This window comes from Pontibacter sp. E15-1 (genome assembly GCF_022601975.1).
Taxonomy (GTDB): Bacteria; Bacteroidota; Bacteroidia; order Cytophagales; family Hymenobacteraceae; genus Pontibacter.
Genome location: NZ_JAKVIR010000015.1, coordinates 15,687 through 37,236, shown reverse-complemented (window position 1 = coordinate 37,236; position 21,550 = coordinate 15,687). Strand labels below are relative to the sequence as shown.

The window sequence follows — 21,550 nt, the reverse complement described above, 5'->3', positions numbered from 1 at the left end:
ATTGAATCAGGCGCTGCACGGAATGCGGAGGTCGGCGAACAGGAGTTGCCAACGGCCCTTGCGATAGCCGAAGTGGAAACGGAAGTAACTGGCGGTGTGGAGCACGGTGATGGCCACTTGCTGCTGCAATTCCTGAACCTGCTCTGCTTGTTGGTCCGTGAGGCTGGCATACTGCCACATGTCAGTGTTCCGGAAACCTGCTGTGTTGGAGGTATAAAAGCAGCCGTCTTCGGTATAGCCTGAGGCAGTGCCGTCCATGGCACCGCAGTCGAACTCCGGCAGGACCTGGCGCGGCAGCAAATCGCACCGCCCCATATCCCGGCTTATACTGGTAAAAGGCAATTGCTGGTAGCTTCGCCTCACGTCCTGCACAGCGGTGTAATGGGTATAGGCGGGCAAGGCTCCCGGTTGCTCTATCAGCCAGAATCCAGTTTGGGCGGATACAAACCCATTTAAGGCAGCGGTATCCCCGCTTTGGAGCGCATGAAGAAAGTCGGTAAAGTCTTCCTCAAAACGCGAGGTGTCTGGCATGGTGGGCTCCCCTTTACGGTTTGGCTCTTCCTGCACAGCTTCCACCGAATCTATACCCTGGCCTTCCGGTATGGCTGTTCCTTGCCTTTCATGCCCGCAGCCAGCTAGCACAACAGCACTAATGCTGTATATAAGGTATTGCTTTATAAGACGTTGCATTTGTGTATGTACGGCCAGGCTCGCAAAGTGACCTGCACGAGGCTCCCTGAACTTTGCGTATACCGCGTCGTAAAATTTAAGTAGGCAGCCCCGCAAACAACTGCCCTGAACGATATCCACAGGCTATGACAAACTATACATTCAACAACAGCGTGCGCATCGAGGTGCAGGGCGTTTCCCTGGTTGGCGATCTGGTGATACCGGAACATGCCGCCGGGCTGATTATTTTCTCGCACGGTAGCGGAAGCAGCCGCCTGAGCACCCGCAACCGCACGGTGGCCAGTCACCTGCAGCGGTCTGGTTTCGCTACGCTGCTCTTCGATTTGCTGACCGAGGACGAAGACCGCGACGGCAGCAACCGCTTCGACATTCCGAAGCTTACCCGGCGCCTGATTGACACCACGTATTGGGTGCAGCAGGACCCACGGACGGAGCAGCTGAACATTGGCTTCTTCGGGGCCAGCACGGGGGCGGCATCGGCCATCGGGGCCGCCGCTGCCGAAGGGCCAGACATCATCAAGGCGGTGGTAAGCCGCGGCGGGCGGCCCGACCTGGCCGATGCCGTGCTGCCCGACCTGATGGTGCCCACCCTGCTGATCGTGGGGGGCAAGGACGAGGAGGTGCTTGAGTTGAACAAACAGGCACAGGACCGCATCCAATGCATAAAAGACCTGGAAATAGTGCCGGATGCCACGCACCTGTTCGAGGAGCCCGGTGCCCTGGAAATGGTGGCGCAACTGGCAACCGACTGGTTCCGGAAATACCTGAAGCCTGACAAGCAGCAGCCCCTGCACCAGCAACAGCCGTGAGGATCAATGCTGAAGAATTGAGTCCTGAATAACCGAATGAAGCATGTGTGAATGCAAAGGCGTGATTCACGACGGCTGGTTTGCGCGCTTTTATTCAGTCATTCAAAATTCAATTATTCAAAATCAAGACGCCATGGAAACGATACGAAACAGGGAGGAAGCCGCGCAGCTACTAGCCATGAGGCTAGCCAAGTATAAAGGCGAGAAAGGCGTGGTGCTGGCTATCCCGCGGGGCGGCGTGCCCATCGGCGCGCATATAGCCAGCGCACTGGGCATGCCCCTGGAGGTGACACTCACCAAGAAGATAGGGCACCCCCTGAACCCTGAGTTTGCCATCGGGGCCGTGAGCCTGGAGAGCGTGGCCGTGGACGAGCGGGCAGAAGTGCCGGCAGCGTATATAGCAGCCGAGGTGGAGCGTGTCCGCAAGAGCCTGCAGCAGAAGTATAAAACGTTTATGGGCGACCGGAAACCCATATCCCTCAAGGGCAGGGTGGTGATTATCGTGGACGACGGCATCGCGACAGGCAAAACGCTGGAGGCAACCGTGCAGTTGGTCCGGAAAGGCAATCCCCGGAAAGTGGTGGTGGCGGTGCCAGTGGCCCCACCCACCGCCGCTGCTCATTTCAGCGCGTTGGTAGATGACTTCGTGTGTTTGCTGGTGCCCCCTTTTTTTCAGGCGGTGGGGCAGTTCTACGAAGAGTTTCCGCAGGTATCGGATGAAGAGGTGATTCAGTTGCTGCAGGAGCAGGACCAGGGATAAGATACTACCTCCCCCCGATAATGAATTTACGTTGCAGCTGCCGGCTTTCTGTGTAGACATGCACAACATACAGGCCCGCCCCCAACTGACCGTACCCCGGCAGAAGCTGGGTCAGGCTGCCGCCGCTGTTGGTGCGCGCACGGGAGTGATCCACCAGTTTGCCCTCCGCTGAAATTACACGGACCTCTACCGCCGTGTCAGGTATAAAGTGCAGGAGCTGTATGGTTACCTGCTGGCTGCCATCGCTGGCGGTTGGGTATACCTGCAGGGTTTCGTTTCGCGGGGCCTTGGCAACATGCACTATTTTCGAAAACGCCCTGGTGCCATCCTCATCTACCTGCAGCAACCTATAGTATAAATCACCGGCGGAGGCTACCGTGTCAGCGAAGTGATATGCCTGAAACGTTTGCGTGTTGCCAGCCCCTTTTATGTGCCCGATTGGTATGAAGTCGGTGCCGGAGATGGCGCGTTGCACTTCAAAGTAGGCATTGTTCTTTTCTGAGGCGGTTTGCCAGGCAAGCTGGACAATGCCCGAGGAGGCAACCACGGCGGTGAAAGCGGTGAGCGATACCGGCAGGGTCGTGAAGAAAGGCTCCATGGCGGCCTGCCATTTCTGCGCCATTTTCAGTTCTCCGCTGGTGTTGGGGTGTATGCCGTCGTGGGTGTCCTGCCCGGTGGTGGCGTCAAATCCTTCCTGCTGGTCCACGAGCACCACCGGCGAGGCTGGCGTGTTCAGCTCCTGCACCAGTCCCGGGATCAGCTCATTCAGGCTCGTGATATTGTCGGCAGAGGCAGGGCCAACTTTCTGATCATAGGCCGGAATAAGTTTCGCCATAAAAATGATGACGCCCGCGTTCTTCGCTCTGATCTGCCGGACCACCTCTTTCAACTCGTCTATCGTTTCCTGGTAGCAGGGCTTCGGGTCGCCCGGAGCGTCGCATTGCCTGAACATATCGTTGGTGCCCAGGTGCAGCAGTACCATGTCGGGGGTATAGCCCTGCAGCCATTCCGCCAGCCTCCCCTTGCCATCCCTTCCGTTCAGGACTTCATCTGTGCTCCAGCCCCAGTGCCCCTCGTTTCGGTTTGTATAGGTCTTGCCTTTGTACACGGTGCCTTTCACTGCCGGGTCACCGCCGTCGTTCACGTCGTGGGAGCCCACCAAATCCACGTCGATGTTCGCGTCGATCAGCATTTTCCAAAGCTCATACCGGTAGCCTGGGTACGTGGTGTTGCCCTGTGTGATAGAGTTCCCCAGCACCATCACCTTATGCTGCGCTGAGGACGGCACCGCCGTGGTGGCGAAAAGGAACGTCAGCAGGTAGCGGAGGAGGTATAAATTGATGCATGCGAAAACGTGTGCCATGATGGGGAGTAAAAGAGTCACTTAAAGAGACGTATGCATTCGGGGGATGTTACGAAAATAGCTGGCCGGGTCCGATGGGGCGGTGCAGCCGTTCGCTGGCAGATGCTGAAAGCAGGCGCTAGCCGCGCAAAGTGCAAATGTTGAACATGTTTTTACCCCCGGTCAGGGTGCATACCCAAACAAAGTGCTCATCTTGTGCAGGAAAGCCACCGTGTTGGCCAGCCTATATCAAAAAGACTATTATATTTGCTATTGAGCCAGTTAATATACAAGTATCCGGCAAGCGTGCCGCCTTAAGCAACGATACCATCAAACCAGCCTCCCCATGTGGGCGGTGCCATAACCTTAAAACTATTAGAACAACATGACGACAAAAACAGCAAAAATTGTTTATACCATAACCGATGAGGCCCCCGCTTTAGCGACGCGCTCTTTTTTACCTATTGTCGAGACGTTTACCAAGGCCGCGGGCATCGCGGTAGAGACTCGGGACATCTCCCTTGCCGGACGCATCCTTGCCACCTTCCCGGAGAAGCTGACTGCCGAGCAGAAGCAGCAGGACGACCTGGCTTACCTGGGCGACCTGGCCAAAACGGCTGAGGCGAACATCATCAAACTTCCGAACATCAGTGCCTCCATACCGCAGCTCACAGCGGCGATCAAAGAATTGCAGGAGCAGGGGTATAACATCCCCGATTACCCATCGGACCCTAAAAGCGAAGAAGAAAAAGACATAAAGGCCCGCTACGCCAAGATCCTGGGTAGTGCCGTGAACCCGGTGCTGCGCGAGGGAAACTCGGATCGCCGCGTGGCCGAGGCGGTGAAGCAATACGCTAAAAAGCATCCGCACTCGATGGGTACCTGGAGTGCAGATTCCAAAACACACGTGGCGCACATGAGCGAGGGCGACTTTTATGGCAGCGAGAAATCTGCTGTGGTAGAGAAGGCCGGTGATGTGAAAATTGAGTTTGTGGGTGCCGACGGGGCAACTAAAACCCTGAAAGAGAAAACATCCCTGAAAGAAGGCGAAGTGATTGACGCGGCCGTGATGAGCCGCAAAGCCCTGCGCTCGTTTTTAGAGAAGGAGATAGCCGACGCCAAAGCGCAAGGCGTGCTGCTGTCGCTGCACCTGAAGGCGACCATGATGAAGGTATCGGACCCGATTATGTTTGGCCATGCCGTGACGGTGTTTTTCAAGGATGTTTTTGAGAAGCATGCTGAGACATTCAAGAAACTGGGCGTAACCCCAAACAACGGTCTGGGCGATGTATACGCCAAGATCAAGAACCTGCCGGAAGACCAGCGCGCAGCCATCGAAGCCGATATTAAGGCAGAGTATGCGAAGCGCCCTGAGCTGGCGATGGTAAACTCCGACAAGGGGATTACTAACCTGCACGTGCCAAGCGACGTGATCATCGATGCCTCTATGCCGGCGGCTATCCGCTCGTCTGGAAAAATGTGGGGCACCGATGGCCAGCTGCACGACACCAAAGCCATTATCCCGGACCGCAGCTACGCGGGTATATATCAGGAGGTGATCAAGTTCCATAAAGAGAATGGCGCCTTCGACGTAACGACCATGGGTACTGTGCCGAACATCGGCCTGATGGCGCAGAAAGCGGAAGAGTATGGCTCGCACGACAAGACCTTTGAGATGGCGGAAGCCGGCACTGTGCGTGTAGTGGATGCGTCGGGCAACACGCTGCTGGAGCAGAAAGTGGAGGAGGGCGATATCTTCCGGATGACGCAGACCAAAGACCTGCCGATCCAGGACTGGGTGAAGCTGGCCGTTACCAGAGCACGCCTCACTAACACGCCTGCCATCTTCTGGCTCGACCCACAGCGCGCACATGACGCCAACCTGATCAAAAAAGTAGAAAAGTATTTACAGGACCACGATACCAACGGCCTTGAGATTAAGATAATGTCTCCGGTAGAGGCCATGCGTTATACCCTCGACCGCGCAAAAGCCGGTAAGGATACCATCTCGGTAACGGGTAACGTGCTGCGCGACTACCTGACGGACCTTTTCCCGATTCTGGAGCTTGGAACCAGCGCCAAAATGCTTTCTATTGTGCCGTTGCTGGATGGCGGCGGGCTGTTTGAGACAGGTGCCGGTGGCTCTGCCCCGAAGCACGTGGAGCAGTTTACAGAAGAAAACTACCTGCGCTGGGATTCATTGGGTGAGTTCCTTGCCCTGGCCGTGTCTTTGGAAGACCTTGCCCAGAAAACCGACAACGAGAAGGCCCAGGTGCTGGCAGCAGCCCTGAACAAAGCCAACGCCGAGTTCCTGGACAAGGACAAATCGCCGGCCCGCAAAGTAGGCCAGATAGACAACCGCGGCAGCCACTTTTACCTGGCACTATACTGGGCACAGGCCATGGCCGAGCAGACCGAGAACCAGGAACTGAAAGACCGCTTCACAAAGTTTGCCACCGCCCTGACCGAGAACGAAACCAAGATCGTGGACGAGCTGATCGCCGCGCAAGGCAAGCCCGTTGACATTGGCGGCTACTTCCACCCGGATGCCTCCAAAACAGAGAAAGCCATGCGCCCAAGCGAAACGCTAAACAAGATTCTGGCTGATTTCTAGGAGACGTATTTTAGTATAAATGGAAAGGCTGCCTGATGCGAATCGGGTAGCCTTTCTGTTTTCTTGGCTTGTGCAGTATCATCGTAGTAGAGACGCAAAATTTTGCGTCTCTACCTATTTATGTATTTATACCCGCTGGCGCGAACTAACTGAGGAATTGATTATTGGAAGTGATGGGGAAAAATTGAAATTCACTAGACAAGAATTTTAATTAATGGCCTCTAAGATTGTCTATAGCTGATTCTCCCCTTGAGGGGAGTTAGAGGGGTGTCTGCAACCAACGGTAGTTCGGAGGTAGCAGAAAGCAGAATATCCAGCAACTGTATTTACACCCCTGTGGTCCCCTCAAGGGGACAATTTGCTTTGATTATACTTTTTTGATTATCTTTATTGTGTGGCGCTATTTTCTTGAATAAAATGAGTTATCTCGTCTAGGACATACCTGATATTCTTTTTTATATCCAGATCATCGAATCGGAGGAACGTCACTCCATAAGCTTCTATTTCGTTTTGCCTTACACTATCATATCCAACTTTATACTCATGGCTGTTACCATCCACCTCAATTGCCAGCTTTAACTCATGGCAGTAGAAGTCAACAATATAGTTCAACATAGGTACTTGCCTGTGAAATTGATAGCCAAACAGCTTCCTATCTTTTATTTCCAGCCAAAGCAGCACTTCCGAGAGTGTACTGTTATTTCTGAGTTCTCTTGCTTTTAGTTTTAGGTCTTGGCGGTATGGAATAATACTGTATCGTTTCATAGGTTCTAATTCCGCTAACGCATTCATATACTTGCTTTTTCGCCATTTGCAGACGGGCTACCAAATCATAGCACCAGTTCCTGCTAAGCTCAAACTTACAGTATAATTTTAGCTTAAAACGGGCTGCCATACATGGGAGCCCATTTTAAGTTGATAGAGGATGGTCAATATCATCTGACTAACTACCACACCTAATTCTTTTGGAGATTCTATACCTCTAAGGAACTTCTATTTCAGGATTACGCCATCTGCAACAAAACGCAATTCTTCTTTAGGGTAAGTGATTGCTGCAATTTCATAGTTAGACTTGCCTGCATCTTTTGCATAATGGCGTTGGTCATCCACAGAAATAGTTTCTCGTTTAGCAGTTCCTGTAAACACTACTGTGCGACCTTTCAAGTTCTCAGTAGGCAGAAAAAAACCATAATCCCGGAAGGTAACTTTCATGGTGCTGTTATCTTTCAGTTTCACATCCATCCAACAACCTTTTGCCTGGCAGCTTTCCATTATTTCAGCACTCACAACAGCTTCAACAGAGTCTTTGCCCTGTGCTAACGTTTGAAGTTCTGTAACGCCTATCACGTTATCTTCAGTGAAACTAGCCCCAAATGTGTTACTATTGGATTCCATTTCTGAAGTTGCAGTTGACTCGGGTAAACTTGCAGTTGGTTTACCTTGATTACATGCAAACAAAGTAATACTCATTAAAGGGATTAAGAAAGACCTTTTCATGCTTTTTATGGAATGATTTAGTAAGGTTAAGATAGAGAAAAATACTTGAATAAATATACCCCCATACCGCAAGTTACGCTTCTAATCTTTCGGCAAGAGATTCAATTGCGTAGTAGCAGAGACGCAAAATTTTACGTTTCTACATATTTGCTTTAACCCGACAGGCGCCGAACTATAAGCTTGCACTAGTAGAGAAAGCTAATGCTATAATTGACAAAGATATTTTGATCCAATTAAAATATGATCAACAATAATTCAAAATAAATTAATATTATAGACATATAATAAAGGATGAAGCTTATGGAAAGAATTTTTCTTGAGACGTTAGTGCTGCTAGACACTAGTACGTTAGATCATGCTACTCGTAAATACCCTGCTGAATATTCAAATGAATTTAATGAATTTACTCAGAGCCAAGCCAAATTAACTGGATCATTAATTCCAACAGTAACAGCCTTTGAAGAATGGCTTTTTAATGTAGAGAATCAATGTAAATGAGACATGTTGATTAATTGCATCTTGTTATTTGTGCTTTAGCAGTAAACTGAATTAGGTACACCAATTATAAATTTATTCCCCCTGCTCGCACCAGCTATTTTCTATACATCCACATTTCTCACCACCTAAAGCCCTCCTGCCAGCACGCCAGGCTTTACACGCAGCACATAGATGGTATAGGTATAAAGATGGTGGCCCCGGTAAATAAATGGCACTTGGCGTGTTTTGATGGTATCGTAATACAGCTGCACTTCAGGCGGAAGCGTGGGGTTGTCGGTTACAAACAGGGTGTTGGCGGGCTGCTGGCCCCAGCCGTTGGCAGCCCAGACGGTGAACTGGTTCGGCTGGCGGATGTTGGTGAGGCAGCGCACATCGGTGTTGCCGGTATAAAAGGCAAGCTCGGCGGCCACATGATAGTCTACAGCCACCACCTGAAACGGCGCCAACTCTGGATGTTCGTCGGTTATTTTCTGCACTCCCTGCCCAAGCATTTGCCACCCGATGAGCCGCTTCATGGCATCGGAGCGCACAGGTAGCACCCTGTTTATACCTGAATAATCCTGCAGCACGGGGTATAGAAAAAGTAGCAGGCACGTCGCCGTGAAGCCAAAGGCCAATTGGGTGCCGATCAGCTTTTTACTCTCGATTAACGCATAGGCCATCCCGATGGGGAGGAGCACACAGCCCACGTTATACCAGTTCACCTCCACGCGCTTGCTCAGGGCAACGAATGTGAAAAAAAGCAGGATGCCCATGGCCGGGGCAAGGAGCAATCCCAGCTTTTGCTTGTCGGCTTTGGGGTATGGCTGCTGCCCGAAGAAAAACGTGCGGAGCAGGAGCGGGAAAAAGAAAGGCGAGTTGATCAGGATAAATCCGCCAAAAAGCTCCCCAAGTTGCTTCAGGGCTTTTGAAAACTGAACCTGCTGCTCGGCACCGGCCAGGTTCATCAGGTGCCGCACCATGATCCAGTCGTGTTGGTAGTTCCACCAGAGCAGGGGCAGGTGAAAGACCAGGACAAGAACCAAAACGATTGCCTGTCCTTTCAGGTAGCGCTTCCCGTTGTGCCAGAACAGCGGAAGAAGGAGTGGCACCACAAAAAACAGCATCGCCTGCTTAGACAGGCAGCCCAGGCCAAAGCTAATGCCGGTCGCCACCCAAAACCAGGGGCTATTGTGCTGCAGCGCCTTCAGGAAAAAATAAAACGTGCTTACCCAGAAAAGCAGCACGAGCGAGTCGGTGGTGAAGAAGGTGGAGGCCAGCACAAAGAAAGGCATCACGCTCAGCAGCATGGTGGCCAGGTGCGCCAACTGCTTATTGGCAAACAGCTGCATGCTCACTTTGTAGAAAACGAACAGCGTGGCGGCACCCAAGGCAAGCGCCGTCGCCCGGATCACCCATTCCTGGTCGCCGAGCAGGCTGGTCGTGCCAAAGTTAACCCAGGCAATCAGCGGCGGCTTGGAATAGTAGGCCCAATCCAGGCGCTTCGACCAGAGCCAATACTGCGCCTCCTCCGAGAACAGGTTATAGCCTGACAGCATGAAACCTGCCTTTAAAATGAAGTACAGACTCCAGTAAAAGACGCGGTAGGGAGCAGGCATGGCAAGTTTGTTTGGTAGCGGTGCTGGGTGCGATTGGGGCTGAGCCATTCTTGTGCTAGCCCTTTTCAGCTAAACGTGGTTTGCCCTGTAACTGGCTGAGCATGTTATGTCAGCAGTATGAACTACAGCGTGGGGGGCTATAATTTGTAACCGAATGAAAAGGAGGGGTATGGGGTTTGGAAAGGGTGGAGGCGAATAATCTCTGCTGCAGCACAAGCAGCAAGCAGAAACTGGGCCGCCTACCCGTCCCTGCCAGCGGGCTCACTTTAAAATTTTGTCTAACTCTTCTACCATGGCAGGGCGGCGCGGGTACTGCTCTTTCAGGCTGCGGGCAACAGCCATGATCTTCTCTTTGCCTTCCGGAATGTCCTGCATCACTTTTTTCATTTTTTGTGCCAGATCGGCGTAAGCGCTTCGCCCGTTGGCTTCCTGCCCGGCCTGCTCAAAAGCGGGCAGGTATAGCCGCATCAGCTCGGTGGGGTAGCGGGAGGCCAGGTAGGTATGATATTTTAGAGTTGTGAGGTTGTCTTCCTGTTGCACCAGCGCCAGCAGCCTGTCCCAGTAGTGCTCCTGAACATATATGGGGGCCAGCGTTTGCAGCAAGGGCGGATGGGGTGGCCGCCAGAACTTGTTTTTGTTTTCCTTCCACGCCCTGGTTATCTCTTTTGTGGTGTCGGCAATGTATTTTTCAATCACGCCTTTCCACTCCTGCTCGCTGAAAGTGGCTTTCCATTGGGTATAGTACTCATCGCTGAACCACCTGTCGAACGCGAATTGCTTGGTGTAGCGCCGGACGGTGTCGGTGTCTTTCTCTAGCACCGCTATCCGCAGCAGCTCTTTCTGCCAGGTTGCCACAGTGCCGGGGTGGTCTTTGTCCTCAGCTATTCTGATGCCCTCGTTTATCAGCTTTTTTGCCGCTACGTAATCCTTTTTACTGAGAGCTTTTTCTACCTCCTGCTGCCGCACCTCCACAATGTCCAGGTGCTGCTGCACCAGTGCCGCGGCTTCCTCGGATTTGCCGGTTGCCGCTAAGAATTCAATCTTCTGTTTCTGTAAAAATTCTCGCTGGTAGTCGTCGTACTGGCCGGTGAGCCTAGCAGATTGGGCATCTAAGTAGCCGATGAACTCCTCTGGCTTGTGCAACTGCAGGGCAAGGTTTTCAAAAACACTCAAAAGCTCGTAGCCAAAGTCGCCGTAGTCAAAATACTCCTTGTTGCTGAGCTCTGTTTTCAGAAAAGAGAAAAGCTGCTCTTTTAAAGCAGGGGCAGCTGTGTCGGAAGTGGCAATGGCTTCTATCAGCTCAACCGCTTCGTAGAGGGTGCCGCCGATGTTGCCGGCAGAGTCATCGCATCCCATTTGCACTTCCAGCATCTCTTTCAGCACCACCCTGGCCAAGGCAAAGGCATCGCTAAAATTGTTTCTCGATATAAAGTCGTGGCCGCTGCCCAATAATTTCTCTACCTCTTTCGATAGCCCAACAGTGGCGCGGTAATCCACAAAGCCGTGGTCGCTATGCTTCCGGATGAGTTTCTGCAGCAGTTCCTCATACTTTTTGCCGACATCAATCCGCTCGTCTTTATCGGCAAAATACAGCTCAAATTCCGTTTTAAAGTCCTTGTGCCTGGCTGCATACTGCTGGATAAAATCCTGGTATTCTTTTAGGCTGATGCGCTGCAGCAGGTTTTTAAACAGGTTCCGTTCCGCCTTTTTCTTTTGCTGTTTGCCTGTAGGCTTTTGGGTTTCGGCCCGCACGGCAAAAAACACGGCAACCAAATGCTTGCAGATGTGGCCTTCATACGGGCAGTCGCAGGAGCAAGCCGCGATCTCGTGCTTGTTGGTGAGCGTAAGCGCTACCTCATAGGTATCGGTGCCTTCCACCTGTGCCTGCCATACGTTGTCTTCTGTTTCCTCGAGCCAGGAAATAGCTTGTTGGTTGTAATACCGTTTTCCTCTTTCCAGGATAGTTGAATTGACCTGTGTCTCAAAGTTCTGTAGTGTAAGCATGGCTTTAGAAATAGAAGATTTCCGATGCTATGTATACAAGCTGCCAGCGTTACAGGTTATGGCGATTTTTGTTCAAAGGAGGCGCTTGAGCCTACAGGATGTACACATATATAAATATCCATACCCCAATAATTACGGTCGGGATGAAGAGGGCGAAGGCATGGCCCAGCCATATAAACTTCTTGTCCCGGTTAAGCTGTGGGAAGTTGATCCGGTCTTCCTCGGTGATGTGAAACCGCTCCACAAAATCCACGGTGATGATTTTGAAATTGTGAAACCACACGCAGACAGCCGCAATCAGCGACATCAGCACCAGCACGGCAATCATGGCCCCCAGTACCAGAATCAGCTGCCTGATTTCGCGGGTGGCCTGGGTATACATGTTGAAGAGAAGCCCCTCGAAGAGCAGAAACCAGCCCAGGCGCGCCTTTATCAGGCTGTCTTCCTGCCGAAGTTCTTTCACATAGTTTTCGTACGTGCACTTCACCTGCTTGTAATCATCCCTGAATATATGGCTCATAGCCGTAAGGTTTATAGATCGACGAATAGATTCCTGACAGCCACGCGCATCCCGCACAACCGCCATCTATCTTAACAGCATTTTTCGTTGCACGGTTCTGTAACTGGTTGGCTATCAGTAATGAGTTTGCTGCGTGTGCGCAGGCATGTATAAAACAGAAGAAGGAGCAACCGTTGGCTGCTCCTTCTAAAATCTGGTACTATATACTGATGCGTGACTTATACCCTTATCAAGTGATTAGTACGCGTACTCACGGCTTTCACGGCTCTTCCGGACTTCCCAGTCCGGAAGCCCCTGCCGGGGATTCCCTAATCCCCGTGGTTTTGCTAACGCGGATTAGGAAATCCGCTTCAGGAAAAGTTTCGGATTGAGAAATCCGAAACAGCGGGGCGCAGGCAGGTATAAACAGAAGAAGGAGCAACCGTTAGCTGCTCCTTCTTCTGTTATCAAAACACGAACGGCTAACCTAATACCCGAATAAGGTTTTCAGGTCCAGTTGCTTCACGGTGCCATATTTTTCCAGCGCCTTAAAGTCGAGTTTGTCTTTGGAGCCGATCACCAGGATGGCCTGTGGCTGGCCTTTGATGTATTTCTGCTGAAACTCCTTCATCTGGTCGAACGTCATGGCGTTGGCGCTCTGGTATACATCCTGCCGGATATCGTAGTTGAGGCCCAGCTTTTTGGCGCGCTCATAATCGAACAGGATGCCGGCTTTGGTGATGCGCTCGGTGGAGATGCTGTTGCGCAGCGAGGCTTGTGCGTTCTGGAAGTTGGCGTCGGCCAGCGGCATGTCAGTCAGCAGGGCCTGCATGCCCGCCATCGCCTCCGAAAGCTTGTCGGCCTGCGCCCCGATGTAGGACTGCAGGTAGTTGGAGCGCTCTTTCTTGGATGCCGGGGCATAAAAAGAGTACGTGGAGTATGCCAGGGCTTTCGACTCGCGCAGATCCTGAAACACGATGCCGCCCATATACTCGTTGTAGAGGCGCACCACCGGCACGATGTCTTTGTTGTAAGGCACCGACTTGCTCAGAAACAGCATCTCGGCCTGCACCATGTCGTAATCGGCCCAGTATACGGTAGGCTGCTTAAAGTCGATCTCGGCATACATTTTTTCGGCAGGCACGGGCTTCAGCGTGGCAGGTATGTTGTGGCCAGTGTTCAGGGTCGCGACAAGCTTGTCGGTTTCACGTGGACCATAGTATAGCACGCGGTGCTCATACGTGGGGATGCTCTTGATGATGCTCACCAGCTCCTGGGGTTTCACGGCTTTCAGCTCTTTCTCGCTCAGCACCGTGTTGAAGGGGTTCTTCTTGCCATACTTGGCGTAGTTCACCATGGCCTGCTGCAGGATCACGCCCTTGTTTTTCTTGGCATCGGCACGCGCTTTCAGGATACCCGCCACCATGTCGCTCAGGGCCTGCTTGTCGGGCCGGGCATTGGCCAGCACGCTTTCGAACAGGTTCAGGCCCGCGTCGAAGTTCTCATCCAGGCCAGTCAGGCTCACATATACCTGGTCGCCGCTGGAAAACACGTCGAAGGAAGTGCCCAGCTTGTAGAACTCCTTCTGCAACTCCTCGGCGGTATAGTTGTCGGTGCCCAGGTACTTGAGGTAGTTCACGGCCATACCCAGTTTCGGGTCGTTGTTGGTGCCCATGTCCAGGATATAGTAGAGCTGGAACAGGCCGTTGTCTTTGTTGTGGGTATACAGCAGCGGGATGTCGCTTTTCAGCTTGGATTCCTGGATGTCCTTGGTATAATCGATGAACACCGGCTGCAGCGGCTCCACTTCCTTGGCCAGAAAGTCCTTGTAGTACTCTGACTTCGCATCGCGGTTCACGGCCACCGGCGTGATGGCTGGCTTCTCCACTTTCTGCGCGTTCGGGTCTTTGCCGTTGCGCTTGTACACCAGCACGTAGTTGTTGCCGAAGTACTTGTTGGCCACCTCCATCACGTCTTGCTTCGTTATCTGGGCAAACTCCTGCGGGAGGCTCACATACGTCTGCCACGGTATGTCATAGATAAAGGCAGACACGAATGCATCGGCGCGGTTTCCGTTGCTTTCGTAGGCCTTCACGGTGTTGATCTTGTCGTTGTTGACCACAGCTGTGATCAGGTCATCGTCAAAAGCACCTTTTTTAACCATCTCGAGCTGGGCGAGCAGCAGGTCGCGCACCTGGTCCAGGGTCTGGCCTTCGCGCGGCATGCCCGTCATCCGGAACGTGCCGTAGTCTTTCATCTGGGTGTCGTAGGCGTAGGCCTGCAGCACCTTCTGCTGCTGGTTCAGGTTCAGGTCAATCAGTCCGGCAGATCCGTTGTAGAGCATGTTGCTGATCATTTCCACCACCAGCGCATCTTTTGTGCTGGTGCCCGGCGTGCGGTAGGCGATGGACACATTCTCCGCGTCCGGCCCCAGCACCTCCTTCACGATCGGCTTCTGGATGGGCTGCTCCTGCGCCACCGTAAAAGTCGGGACAGTACTCTTTTCTATACCTCCCCAGTACTTGTCGATCAGGCGGATGGTCTGGTCAAAATCGATATCGCCGGACATGGCAATGGCCATGTTGTTGGGCACGTAGTACTTGTCGAAGTAGTTTTTGATGGCCGTTATCGACGGGTTTTTGAGGTGCTCGATGGTGCCGATGGTGGTTTGCGTGCCATACTGGTGCGTCGGGAAGAGCTCTGTGTTGATCACCTCCGCTACCTTGCGCCCGTCGCTGTCGAGGGTGCGGTTCTTCTCCTCATACACGGCCTCCAACTCGGTATGGAACAGGCGCGGCACCATCTCCTGGAAGCGGTCGGCCTCCAGTTCGAGCCAGCGCTCCAATTGGTTGCTCGGAATATCGTTCACATACACCGTCTGGTCTACCCAGGTATAGGCGTTCGTGCCTTTGGCCCCGATGGCCGTGGTGGCTTTGTCATACTCGTTGGCAATGGCATACGTGGCCGCTACTCCCGACACGCTATCGATCTGGTGGTAGATTTTTTTGCGGGCAGCCTCGTCAGAGGTATTTCTGTATTGCTCATACAGCGCCTCAATCTTGTCCAGCTCGGCTTTCTCCTGCTCCCAGTTGGCGGTGCCCAGTTGGGTGGTGCCCTTAAACACCATGTGCTCCAGGTAGTGGGCCAGGCCGGTCGCATCGGCGGGGTCGTTTTTGCTGCCTGCGCGCACCGCGATGTAGGTCTGGATGCGCGGGGCGTCCTCGTAATCCGTCAGGTATACCTTCAGTCCGTTATCGAGGGTATAGATGCGGGCGTTCAGCGGGTCGTTTGCCGCCGTCTCGTAGTTGTACTCTTTCTCGGCTGGCGCAGTGGTCGCCGTCGCCGCCGAGGTGTCGGTTGTCGACTGAGTCTGGTATGCCTCGTTTTTGCACTGCGTGAAGGTCAGGCCAAGCGCCAGCAGCAGTAGAGATGATCCGCGTGAGATAGTCATAGTCTTCCTAAGTTGTTTTCCCCCTAAATATAAGGATTATTACCGGATTAGAAATCCATGTCGAGGCCCAGGCGCTGCTTCATATCGACAAGCATCGGGTATTTATCGGCCAGGTAGTTAAATTTATCCTGCGAGGTGTACATTTTGTTCCCCTCCTGCACCTCCATCACCTCCGCCTTCAGCTTCAGGCTACGGTTGCCCAGTTCCTTTTTCAGCTCGGCCAGCAGCGCAGGGCGTAGGGCCGTGAACTGGTCGAGCATCACGTGGTTCTCGAGGTGCAGTGTGATTTCGTTCTCGTCGCTCACGTGGTACTGGCGGTTCATGAGGGTATACTCCATCATGTTCTCGTCCCGTTTGCGGCGCAGCACGCTGTGCCATACCGTTTTCAGGCGGGCCTGGTCCACGGCGGCCAGGGTGCCGTAGCTGGTGTCTTCCTCTTCCTCGGCCACGGCCGTTTGGGTGGCGGGAACCGGGGCCTGCTGCAAATCTTTCAGGCTGGGCAGCTTACTCAGTTTCTTGGGCGGCGGCAACTGCACACCGCTGCGCGGGGTATGGGCGCTCGGAATCGGGCTGGAGCCCGGCGGCGTTTGCGGGTTCGCGGGGGCAATGTGCGCGTCTGGCGTTACCTGCTGTGGGCTGGGCGGCTGCTGCAGCCCCTCCGACGGCACATGCGTGGGGGTGTGTGGCGACTGCATGCGCTCCGAGGGGACGCTGCCCGGCGTTTGCTGCTGCATGTCTTCGGATGGCACCCTGCCCGGGCTGTGCGTCGGCTGCATCGTTTCGGATGGTATAGCCGCAGGAGTGGCACCTGCTGAAGAACCGGTAGCGGCTGGTGCCGGCGCTGCTACCTTAGCTTTTTTTGATGCTTCTCCTCCTTGGGCAAAGCTCAGGGCCGCGTTCAGGTGGGCCATCTTCATCAGGCACAGTTCCACGTGCAGGCGCTGGTTCTTGCTGCTTTTGTAGTTGGTGTCGCAGGTGCTCACCAGGTTCAGGCCTGACAAGAGGAAGCTCACGCTGCTTTTCTGCGATTGCTCGGCATAGCGGGCCTTAATATTATCCGATACCTCCAGCAATTGCACCGTTGCCTGGTCTTTGCACACGAGCAGGCTGCGCAAATGCTCGCCAATCCCGATCAGGAAATTGTGCGCGTCGAAGCCGTTTTTCAGGATCTCATCAAACAGCAGCAGCGCTCCCGACAGGTTCTGGCCCAGCAGGTAATCCGTCAGCCGGAAGTAATAGTCATAGTCCAGGATGTGCAGGTTCTCGACGGTGGCTTTGTAGGTCACGTTACTGCCCGAGAAGGTCACCATCTGGTCGAAGATAGAGAGGGCGTCGCGCAGGGCACCGTCCGCTTTCTGCGAGATCAGGTGCAGCGCGTCAGGCTCCGCCTGTATATGCTCTTTCGTGGCGATGCCGCCCAAATGACGCACCATGTCATCGATCCGGATCCGGTTAAAGTCGAAGATCTGGCAACGCGATAGGATGGTCGGGATGATCTTGTGGCGCTCGGTGGTGGCCAGGATGAAGATGGCATAGGCCGGCGGCTCTTCCAGCGTCTTCAGAAACGCGTTGAAGGCCTGGTTCGAGAGCATGTGCACCTCATCTATGATATAGATTTTGTACTTGCCCGTTTGCGGCGCGTAGCGCACCTGCTCCACCAGGTTCCGGATATCCTCCACTGAGTTGTTGGAGGCGGCATCGAGCTCATGGATGTTGAACGAGCTGTTGCTGTTGAAGCTGCGGCACGACTCGCACTCATTGCAGGCCTCCACCTCCGGCGTGATGTTCTGGCAGTTGATGGTTTTGGCCAGAATACGGGCGCAAGTGGTTTTGCCCACACCGCGCGGCCCGCAGAAAAGGAACGCCTGCGCCAGGTGCTGGCTGCTGATGGCGTTCTTCAGGGTATTGGTTATATGATGTTGCCCCACCACGCTGTCGAACGTGGTCGGACGGTATTTACGCGCTGATACTACAAAATTTTCCATTACTACAAAGATAATCAAACTGAAGGTGAGATGGGAGGAGATTTTGGCAGTAGTTTTCCAGAGACTTATCCACCCGGCAGCCTGCCATACCGCCAGGGTTACGCAAGCGTGCAACCGGTTCTGGTATCTCCCCGCTGTATGTCGCATATCCCTGCATACCTCACCTAAAACATGCTCTTTTGTAAATAACGTCAGATGTTACTTATTGCCATTGTTTATGTTGCTTTTAGAGCTCCAAAACTGGTTTTTCCTAGTTGAAATGAGGCAATAAGGGGAGTGATATAACATTGAGTGTACGCTAAAAGTCATGTTACTTTATGCTTGCATAATTCCTTTATTTGCCTGCAGGATCGTCGCTATATTTACATTGATACTAAATATAGTATAATAAAAATATATCTACTTCACTCATTTTTTAACAATCTAATTTCTTTTTATGCACAAACCTTTACACTCCTTTGTGCGGCTGTCGTTAGCGGCTGCACTTTGTCTGGGTAGTACACTTTCCTTCGCTCAGGGAAAAGGGAATCCGGAGAAAAAACAAGTGCCGGCTGCGGCGCTTGAGCACATCAAGAAAAACAAGCAGAAGCTTGACCTCACAGACGAGGATATTGCCGACATCGAGCTAAGCAGTGAGTCTGTGAGTAAGAAGACGGGTGTAAAGCATGTATACATGAAGCAGCTTTACCAAGGCATCGAAATCCATGGTGCCATCACCAACATCAGCCTTGATAAAACAGACCACGTCCTGACCATGGGAAATGGCCTGCACAAAGGCGTGAGCAAAAAAGTGAAAGGCAAGGAGGCCGGGCTGGACGCCGAGGCAGCCGTGGCGGCAGCGACCCGCTACCTGAACATCTCTATCAAAGAAGCGCTCACGGTAAAGGAGCGGGGCAAGGGCAGAGACAAAGAGGTGCTGTTCTCTACGGGAGGCATTTCGCTGGAGCCGATTCCGGCCAGGCTGGTGTACCAGCCAATGGAAGACGGCAGCCTGGTGCTGGCCTGGGAGGTTTCCATATATGAGTTGGATGCCCAAAACTGGTGGAACCTGCGCCTTGACGCCAACACCGGCAAGGTGCTGGACAAAGACAACATGGTAACACAATGCCAGTTTGACAACGACGGCCCCGGCGGCCAGGCGCTGCACAACAGCCACAGCCATACCGCCGTGTCGCCATACATAGCGAACATGCAGCCAGCGGCGGCAGCCTCGGATGTTTCCAATGCCTATAGCGTGTTTGCCCTGCCGTTGGAGAGCCCGAAGCACGGTCCGCGCACTCTGGTCAGCACATCTGCCGCCGACCAGAACGCCTCGCCAAACGGATGGCATTATACCCCATTCGGGAACGAGACCAGAACACGCGGCAACAACGTGTTTGCGTATGAGGACCCCAATAACAACAACAACTTCACGACCAACTACAGCCCGGACGGTGGCGCAGCGCTGAACTTCGACTTCCCGGTTGACTTTACCCAGCAGCCGGCAACGTATACCGACGCTGCCACGGCTAACCTGTTCTACGTGAGCAACGTGATCCATGACGTGTGGTACCAGTATGGCTTCGACGAGACCAGCGGCAACTTCCAGTACGACAACTTCGGGAAGGGCGGCTTGCAGAGCGACCCGGTTATGGCCGAGTCGCAGGACAGCAGAAACATTGCGGCCACCCGCAACAACGCCAACTTCTCCACCCCGCGTGACGGGTTTTACCCGAGAATGCAGATGTACCTGTGGAGCGGCATCCCGGATGCCGACATGTTCAAAATAACCACTCCCTCTAACGTAGCGGGCAGCTATCCGGCGCTGGAGGGTACGTTCAGCAAGCCGCTCACGCCAACGCCCCTTACCGGCAAGCTGGTAGTGGTAGAGGCCGCCACCGGCAACGCCAACGAAGGCTGTTCAGAGATTATCAATACTGCGGCCCTTGGCGGCAACATCGCGGTTATCTACAGAGGCTCCTGCGGCTTTGCCGACAAAGTGCAGAATGCCCAGAAAGCCGGCGCCATTGCTGTGGTAGTAATCAACAATGTGGCCGGTGGGCCGAGTATTATGGGCGGTACGCCCACGCAGGCTGAGCCAGCCATAGCCATTCCGGCCGTGATGATCAGCCAGGCCGACGGCAAAACGGTGCAGGACCTGCTCACTGCGTCTGTGGAGGTAAGGATTGCGCTGAAGAACGATGGCTCCGGCCCCGAGTTCGACGGTGATTTCGACAACGGCATCATCGCCCACGAGTATGGCCACGGTATCTCTAACCGCCTGACAGGTGGAGCGCTTGTTACCAACTGCCTTGCCAACGCGGAGCAGATGGGAGAGGGCTGGAGCGACTGGATCGGACTGATGATGACCATGCGCCAAGGCGACAGCAGCGTGAAACCAAGAGGAATCGGAACGTACGCGTCTGGCCAGGCCGTAACGGGCAAGGGCATCCGACCTGCCCCGTACAGCACCGACTTCGGCGTGAACAACTATACCTATGGCACCACAAACAACCCGGCCCTTGCCGCTCCGCACGGGGTAGGCTTTGTGTGGGCAACCATGCTATGGGACATGACCTGGGCGATGGTGGACAAGTATGGCTACGATGCGGACCTGTACTATGGCAAAGGAGGCAACAACATGGCGATGCAACTGGTGATGGACGGGCTGAAAATGCAGCCATGCCGACCTGGTTTCGTGGATGGCCGTGATGCGATACTGGCTGCCGACAAACTGAACAACGGTGGGGCAAACCAGGAGCTGATCTGGAGAGTATTCGCTAAGCGCGGCCTCGGCTTCAGCGCCAGCCAGGGCTCCAGCGGCAGCAGATTAGATCAGGTTGAGGCCTTTGACCTGCCGCCTGTATACGCCTGCGACGCGCCTGTGATTGCCGTGACACCGTCTTCCAATGAGTTTACCGGCGGCGATGCCAAGACAGTCTACATCGGGTATGGCCCGCAGAGCGTTACCCTGACTGCAAGCGGCGACCCTACCTTTACCTATACCTGGGCCCCTGTTGCAGGACTGAGCAATACCGACAAGGCTAGCGCGGTGTTCGCGCCGAAGAGTGCCGGAACGTATACCCTCTCCGTGACCGCCGTGAACGGTGATCAGTGTACCCGATCTGCCACGGTTACCATCAAGGTGGTAGACGTGCGCTGCGGATCGAAGAACACCAAGGTGATGGTATGCGTGGATGGCGAGAACAACTGCGTAGACCCGAAAGCGGTGGCCAAGTTGCTGAAGAACGCTGGCGGCAAGCTGGGTGACTGCAGCATGAGCGTAAGCACAGTGGCAACTGCGGTAGCCGCGGAAGGAGCGTCAAGCCTGGATGAAAACCTGGTGAGCAGCTATCCGAACCCGTTCTCCGAGAGCACAAACATCCGTTTCACGGCAAAAGAAAGCGGCCACGCGTTGCTGAAGGTGTATGACGTGACCGGACGTGAGGTTGCCACGCTGTTTGATGGCACTGCCGAAAAGGGAGTGACGTATACCAAGACGTTCAAAGCAGCCAACAAGCAGGCTGGCCTCTACATCTACCGACTTGTAAACGGCGGCACCATGAAGTCTGGCACCATGCTTTTGGTAAAGTAAAGTGAAGGGGAGTGATTTTTAAATTTTGTCAGCGTGAGCACATGGATGTGATGATGATTTTGACGCGGAGTTTTTTGAGAGCAATAGTAATCCTGTTGCGCGAAGAATAGCCCTCATGCAGAGGACAGCTCGTTGCTTGAGCGACAGCTTTTAAAGCATACCCCACTATACCACCACATAATCAGTAAAAAGGGCACGGCTTCAGTCGTGCCCTTTTTGTTTTCCAAAC

Annotated in this window: 14 protein-coding genes; 5 read left to right on the top strand and 9 right to left on the bottom strand. The window is 53.6% G+C overall.

Features of this window, described 5'->3' with window-relative positions; genetic code table 11:
* Window positions 1-6 precede the first annotated feature (6 nt).
* Entirely contained in the window at window positions 7-690 is a 684-nt protein-coding gene (locus MKJ04_RS11930) for a hypothetical protein (protein ID WP_241641868.1), read from the bottom strand.
* 125 nt (window positions 691-815) lie between these two features.
* On the opposite strand from MKJ04_RS11930, the gene MKJ04_RS11925 reads away from it, so the two are divergent.
* The gene (locus tag MKJ04_RS11925; RefSeq protein ID WP_241641867.1) at window positions 816-1,499 is read left to right on the top strand and encodes a dienelactone hydrolase family protein; all 684 of its coding nucleotides are present in this window, start codon (window positions 816-818) and stop codon (window positions 1,497-1,499) included.
* A 133-nt stretch (window positions 1,500-1,632) separates the two neighbouring features.
* Window positions 1,633-2,259: a phosphoribosyltransferase gene (locus tag MKJ04_RS11920; RefSeq protein WP_241641866.1), complete on the top strand. Its 627-nt coding sequence runs from the start codon at window positions 1,633-1,635 to the stop codon at window positions 2,257-2,259.
* Window positions 2,260-2,263: 4 nt separating this feature from the next.
* Here the strand turns inward: MKJ04_RS11920 and MKJ04_RS11915 are convergent, their stop codons facing one another.
* Entirely contained in the window at window positions 2,264-3,622 is a 1,359-nt protein-coding gene (locus MKJ04_RS11915; protein WP_241641865.1) for a GDSL-type esterase/lipase family protein, read from the bottom strand.
* A gap of 364 nt (window positions 3,623-3,986) precedes the next feature.
* Here MKJ04_RS11915 and MKJ04_RS11910 point away from each other — a divergent pair, with 364 nt between their 5' ends.
* Entirely contained in the window at window positions 3,987-6,215 is a 2,229-nt protein-coding gene (locus tag MKJ04_RS11910; protein ID WP_241641864.1) for an NADP-dependent isocitrate dehydrogenase, read from the top strand.
* Window positions 6,216-6,602: 387 nt separating this feature from the next.
* Here MKJ04_RS11910 and MKJ04_RS11905 read toward each other — a convergent pair whose 3' ends face one another.
* Complete coding sequence (locus MKJ04_RS11905) at window positions 6,603-6,980, bottom strand: endonuclease domain-containing protein (protein WP_241641863.1); 378 nt, start codon at window positions 6,978-6,980, stop codon at window positions 6,603-6,605.
* Window positions 6,981-7,208: 228 nt separating this feature from the next.
* Window positions 7,209-7,712, bottom strand: coding sequence for a DUF4920 domain-containing protein (locus tag MKJ04_RS11900; protein WP_241641862.1), 504 nt, complete (start codon window positions 7,710-7,712; stop codon window positions 7,209-7,211).
* A gap of 300 nt (window positions 7,713-8,012) precedes the next feature.
* Between MKJ04_RS11900 and MKJ04_RS11895 the strand changes: the two genes are divergently transcribed.
* Window positions 8,013-8,210 carry a hypothetical protein gene (locus MKJ04_RS11895; RefSeq protein WP_241641861.1) on the top strand — a complete coding sequence of 66 codons (198 nt, stop codon included), beginning with the start codon at window positions 8,013-8,015 and terminating at the stop codon, window positions 8,208-8,210.
* A gap of 125 nt (window positions 8,211-8,335) precedes the next feature.
* Here the strand turns inward: MKJ04_RS11895 and MKJ04_RS11890 are convergent, their stop codons facing one another.
* The 5 genes from MKJ04_RS11890 to MKJ04_RS11870 all read right to left on the bottom strand — a co-directional run bounded on the left by MKJ04_RS11890 (window position 8,336) and on the right by MKJ04_RS11870 (window position 17,747).
* A complete protein-coding gene (locus tag MKJ04_RS11890) occupies window positions 8,336-9,808 on the bottom strand; it encodes a glycosyltransferase family 39 protein (protein ID WP_241641860.1) in 1,473 nt (490 codons plus the stop codon).
* 261 nt (window positions 9,809-10,069) lie between these two features.
* Complete coding sequence (locus MKJ04_RS11885) at window positions 10,070-11,812, bottom strand: SWIM zinc finger domain-containing protein (RefSeq protein ID WP_241641859.1); 1,743 nt, start codon at window positions 11,810-11,812, stop codon at window positions 10,070-10,072.
* Between the two features lie 91 nt (window positions 11,813-11,903).
* On the bottom strand, window positions 11,904-12,332 hold the full coding sequence (locus MKJ04_RS11880; RefSeq protein WP_241641858.1) for a hypothetical protein: 429 nt from the start codon (window positions 12,330-12,332) through the stop codon (window positions 11,904-11,906).
* A 466-nt stretch (window positions 12,333-12,798) separates the two neighbouring features.
* Window positions 12,799-15,762, bottom strand: a complete 2,964-nt coding sequence (locus MKJ04_RS11875; RefSeq protein WP_241641857.1) for a M16 family metallopeptidase — start codon at window positions 15,760-15,762, stop codon at window positions 12,799-12,801.
* Window positions 15,763-15,809: 47 nt separating this feature from the next.
* The gene (locus MKJ04_RS11870) at window positions 15,810-17,747 is read right to left on the bottom strand and encodes a DNA polymerase III subunit gamma/tau (protein WP_241641856.1); all 1,938 of its coding nucleotides are present in this window, start codon (window positions 17,745-17,747) and stop codon (window positions 15,810-15,812) included.
* A gap of 436 nt (window positions 17,748-18,183) precedes the next feature.
* On the opposite strand from MKJ04_RS11870, the gene MKJ04_RS11865 reads away from it, so the two are divergent.
* On the top strand, window positions 18,184-21,321 hold the full coding sequence (locus MKJ04_RS11865; RefSeq protein ID WP_241641855.1) for a T9SS-dependent M36 family metallopeptidase: 3,138 nt from the start codon (window positions 18,184-18,186) through the stop codon (window positions 21,319-21,321).
* Window positions 21,322-21,550 lie beyond the last annotated feature (229 nt).

Coding starts and splice junctions, on each gene's coding strand:
- MKJ04_RS11890 (WP_241641860.1), bottom strand. CDS start 9,808: ATGCCTGCTCCCTACCGCGTCTTTTACTGGAGTCTGTACTTCATTTTA.
- MKJ04_RS11900 (WP_241641862.1), bottom strand. CDS start 7,712: ATGAAAAGGTCTTTCTTAATCCCTTTAATGAGTATTACTTTGTTTGCA.
- MKJ04_RS11885 (WP_241641859.1), bottom strand. CDS start 11,812: ATGCTTACACTACAGAACTTTGAGACACAGGTCAATTCAACTATCCTG.
- MKJ04_RS11880 (WP_241641858.1), bottom strand. CDS start 12,332: ATGAGCCATATATTCAGGGATGATTACAAGCAGGTGAAGTGCACGTAC.
- MKJ04_RS11930 (WP_241641868.1), bottom strand. CDS start 690: ATGCAACGTCTTATAAAGCAATACCTTATATACAGCATTAGTGCTGTT.
- MKJ04_RS11875 (WP_241641857.1), bottom strand. CDS start 15,762: ATGACTATCTCACGCGGATCATCTCTACTGCTGCTGGCGCTTGGCCTG.
- MKJ04_RS11870 (WP_241641856.1), bottom strand. CDS start 17,747: ATGGAAAATTTTGTAGTATCAGCGCGTAAATACCGTCCGACCACGTTC.
- MKJ04_RS11920 (WP_241641866.1), top strand. CDS start 1,633: ATGGAAACGATACGAAACAGGGAGGAAGCCGCGCAGCTACTAGCCATG.
- MKJ04_RS11915 (WP_241641865.1), bottom strand. CDS start 3,622: ATGGCACACGTTTTCGCATGCATCAATTTATACCTCCTCCGCTACCTG.
- MKJ04_RS11865 (WP_241641855.1), top strand. CDS start 18,184: ATGCACAAACCTTTACACTCCTTTGTGCGGCTGTCGTTAGCGGCTGCA.
- MKJ04_RS11895 (WP_241641861.1), top strand. CDS start 8,013: ATGGAAAGAATTTTTCTTGAGACGTTAGTGCTGCTAGACACTAGTACG.
- MKJ04_RS11910 (WP_241641864.1), top strand. CDS start 3,987: ATGACGACAAAAACAGCAAAAATTGTTTATACCATAACCGATGAGGCC.
- MKJ04_RS11905 (WP_241641863.1), bottom strand. CDS start 6,980: ATGAAACGATACAGTATTATTCCATACCGCCAAGACCTAAAACTAAAA.
- MKJ04_RS11925 (WP_241641867.1), top strand. CDS start 816: ATGACAAACTATACATTCAACAACAGCGTGCGCATCGAGGTGCAGGGC.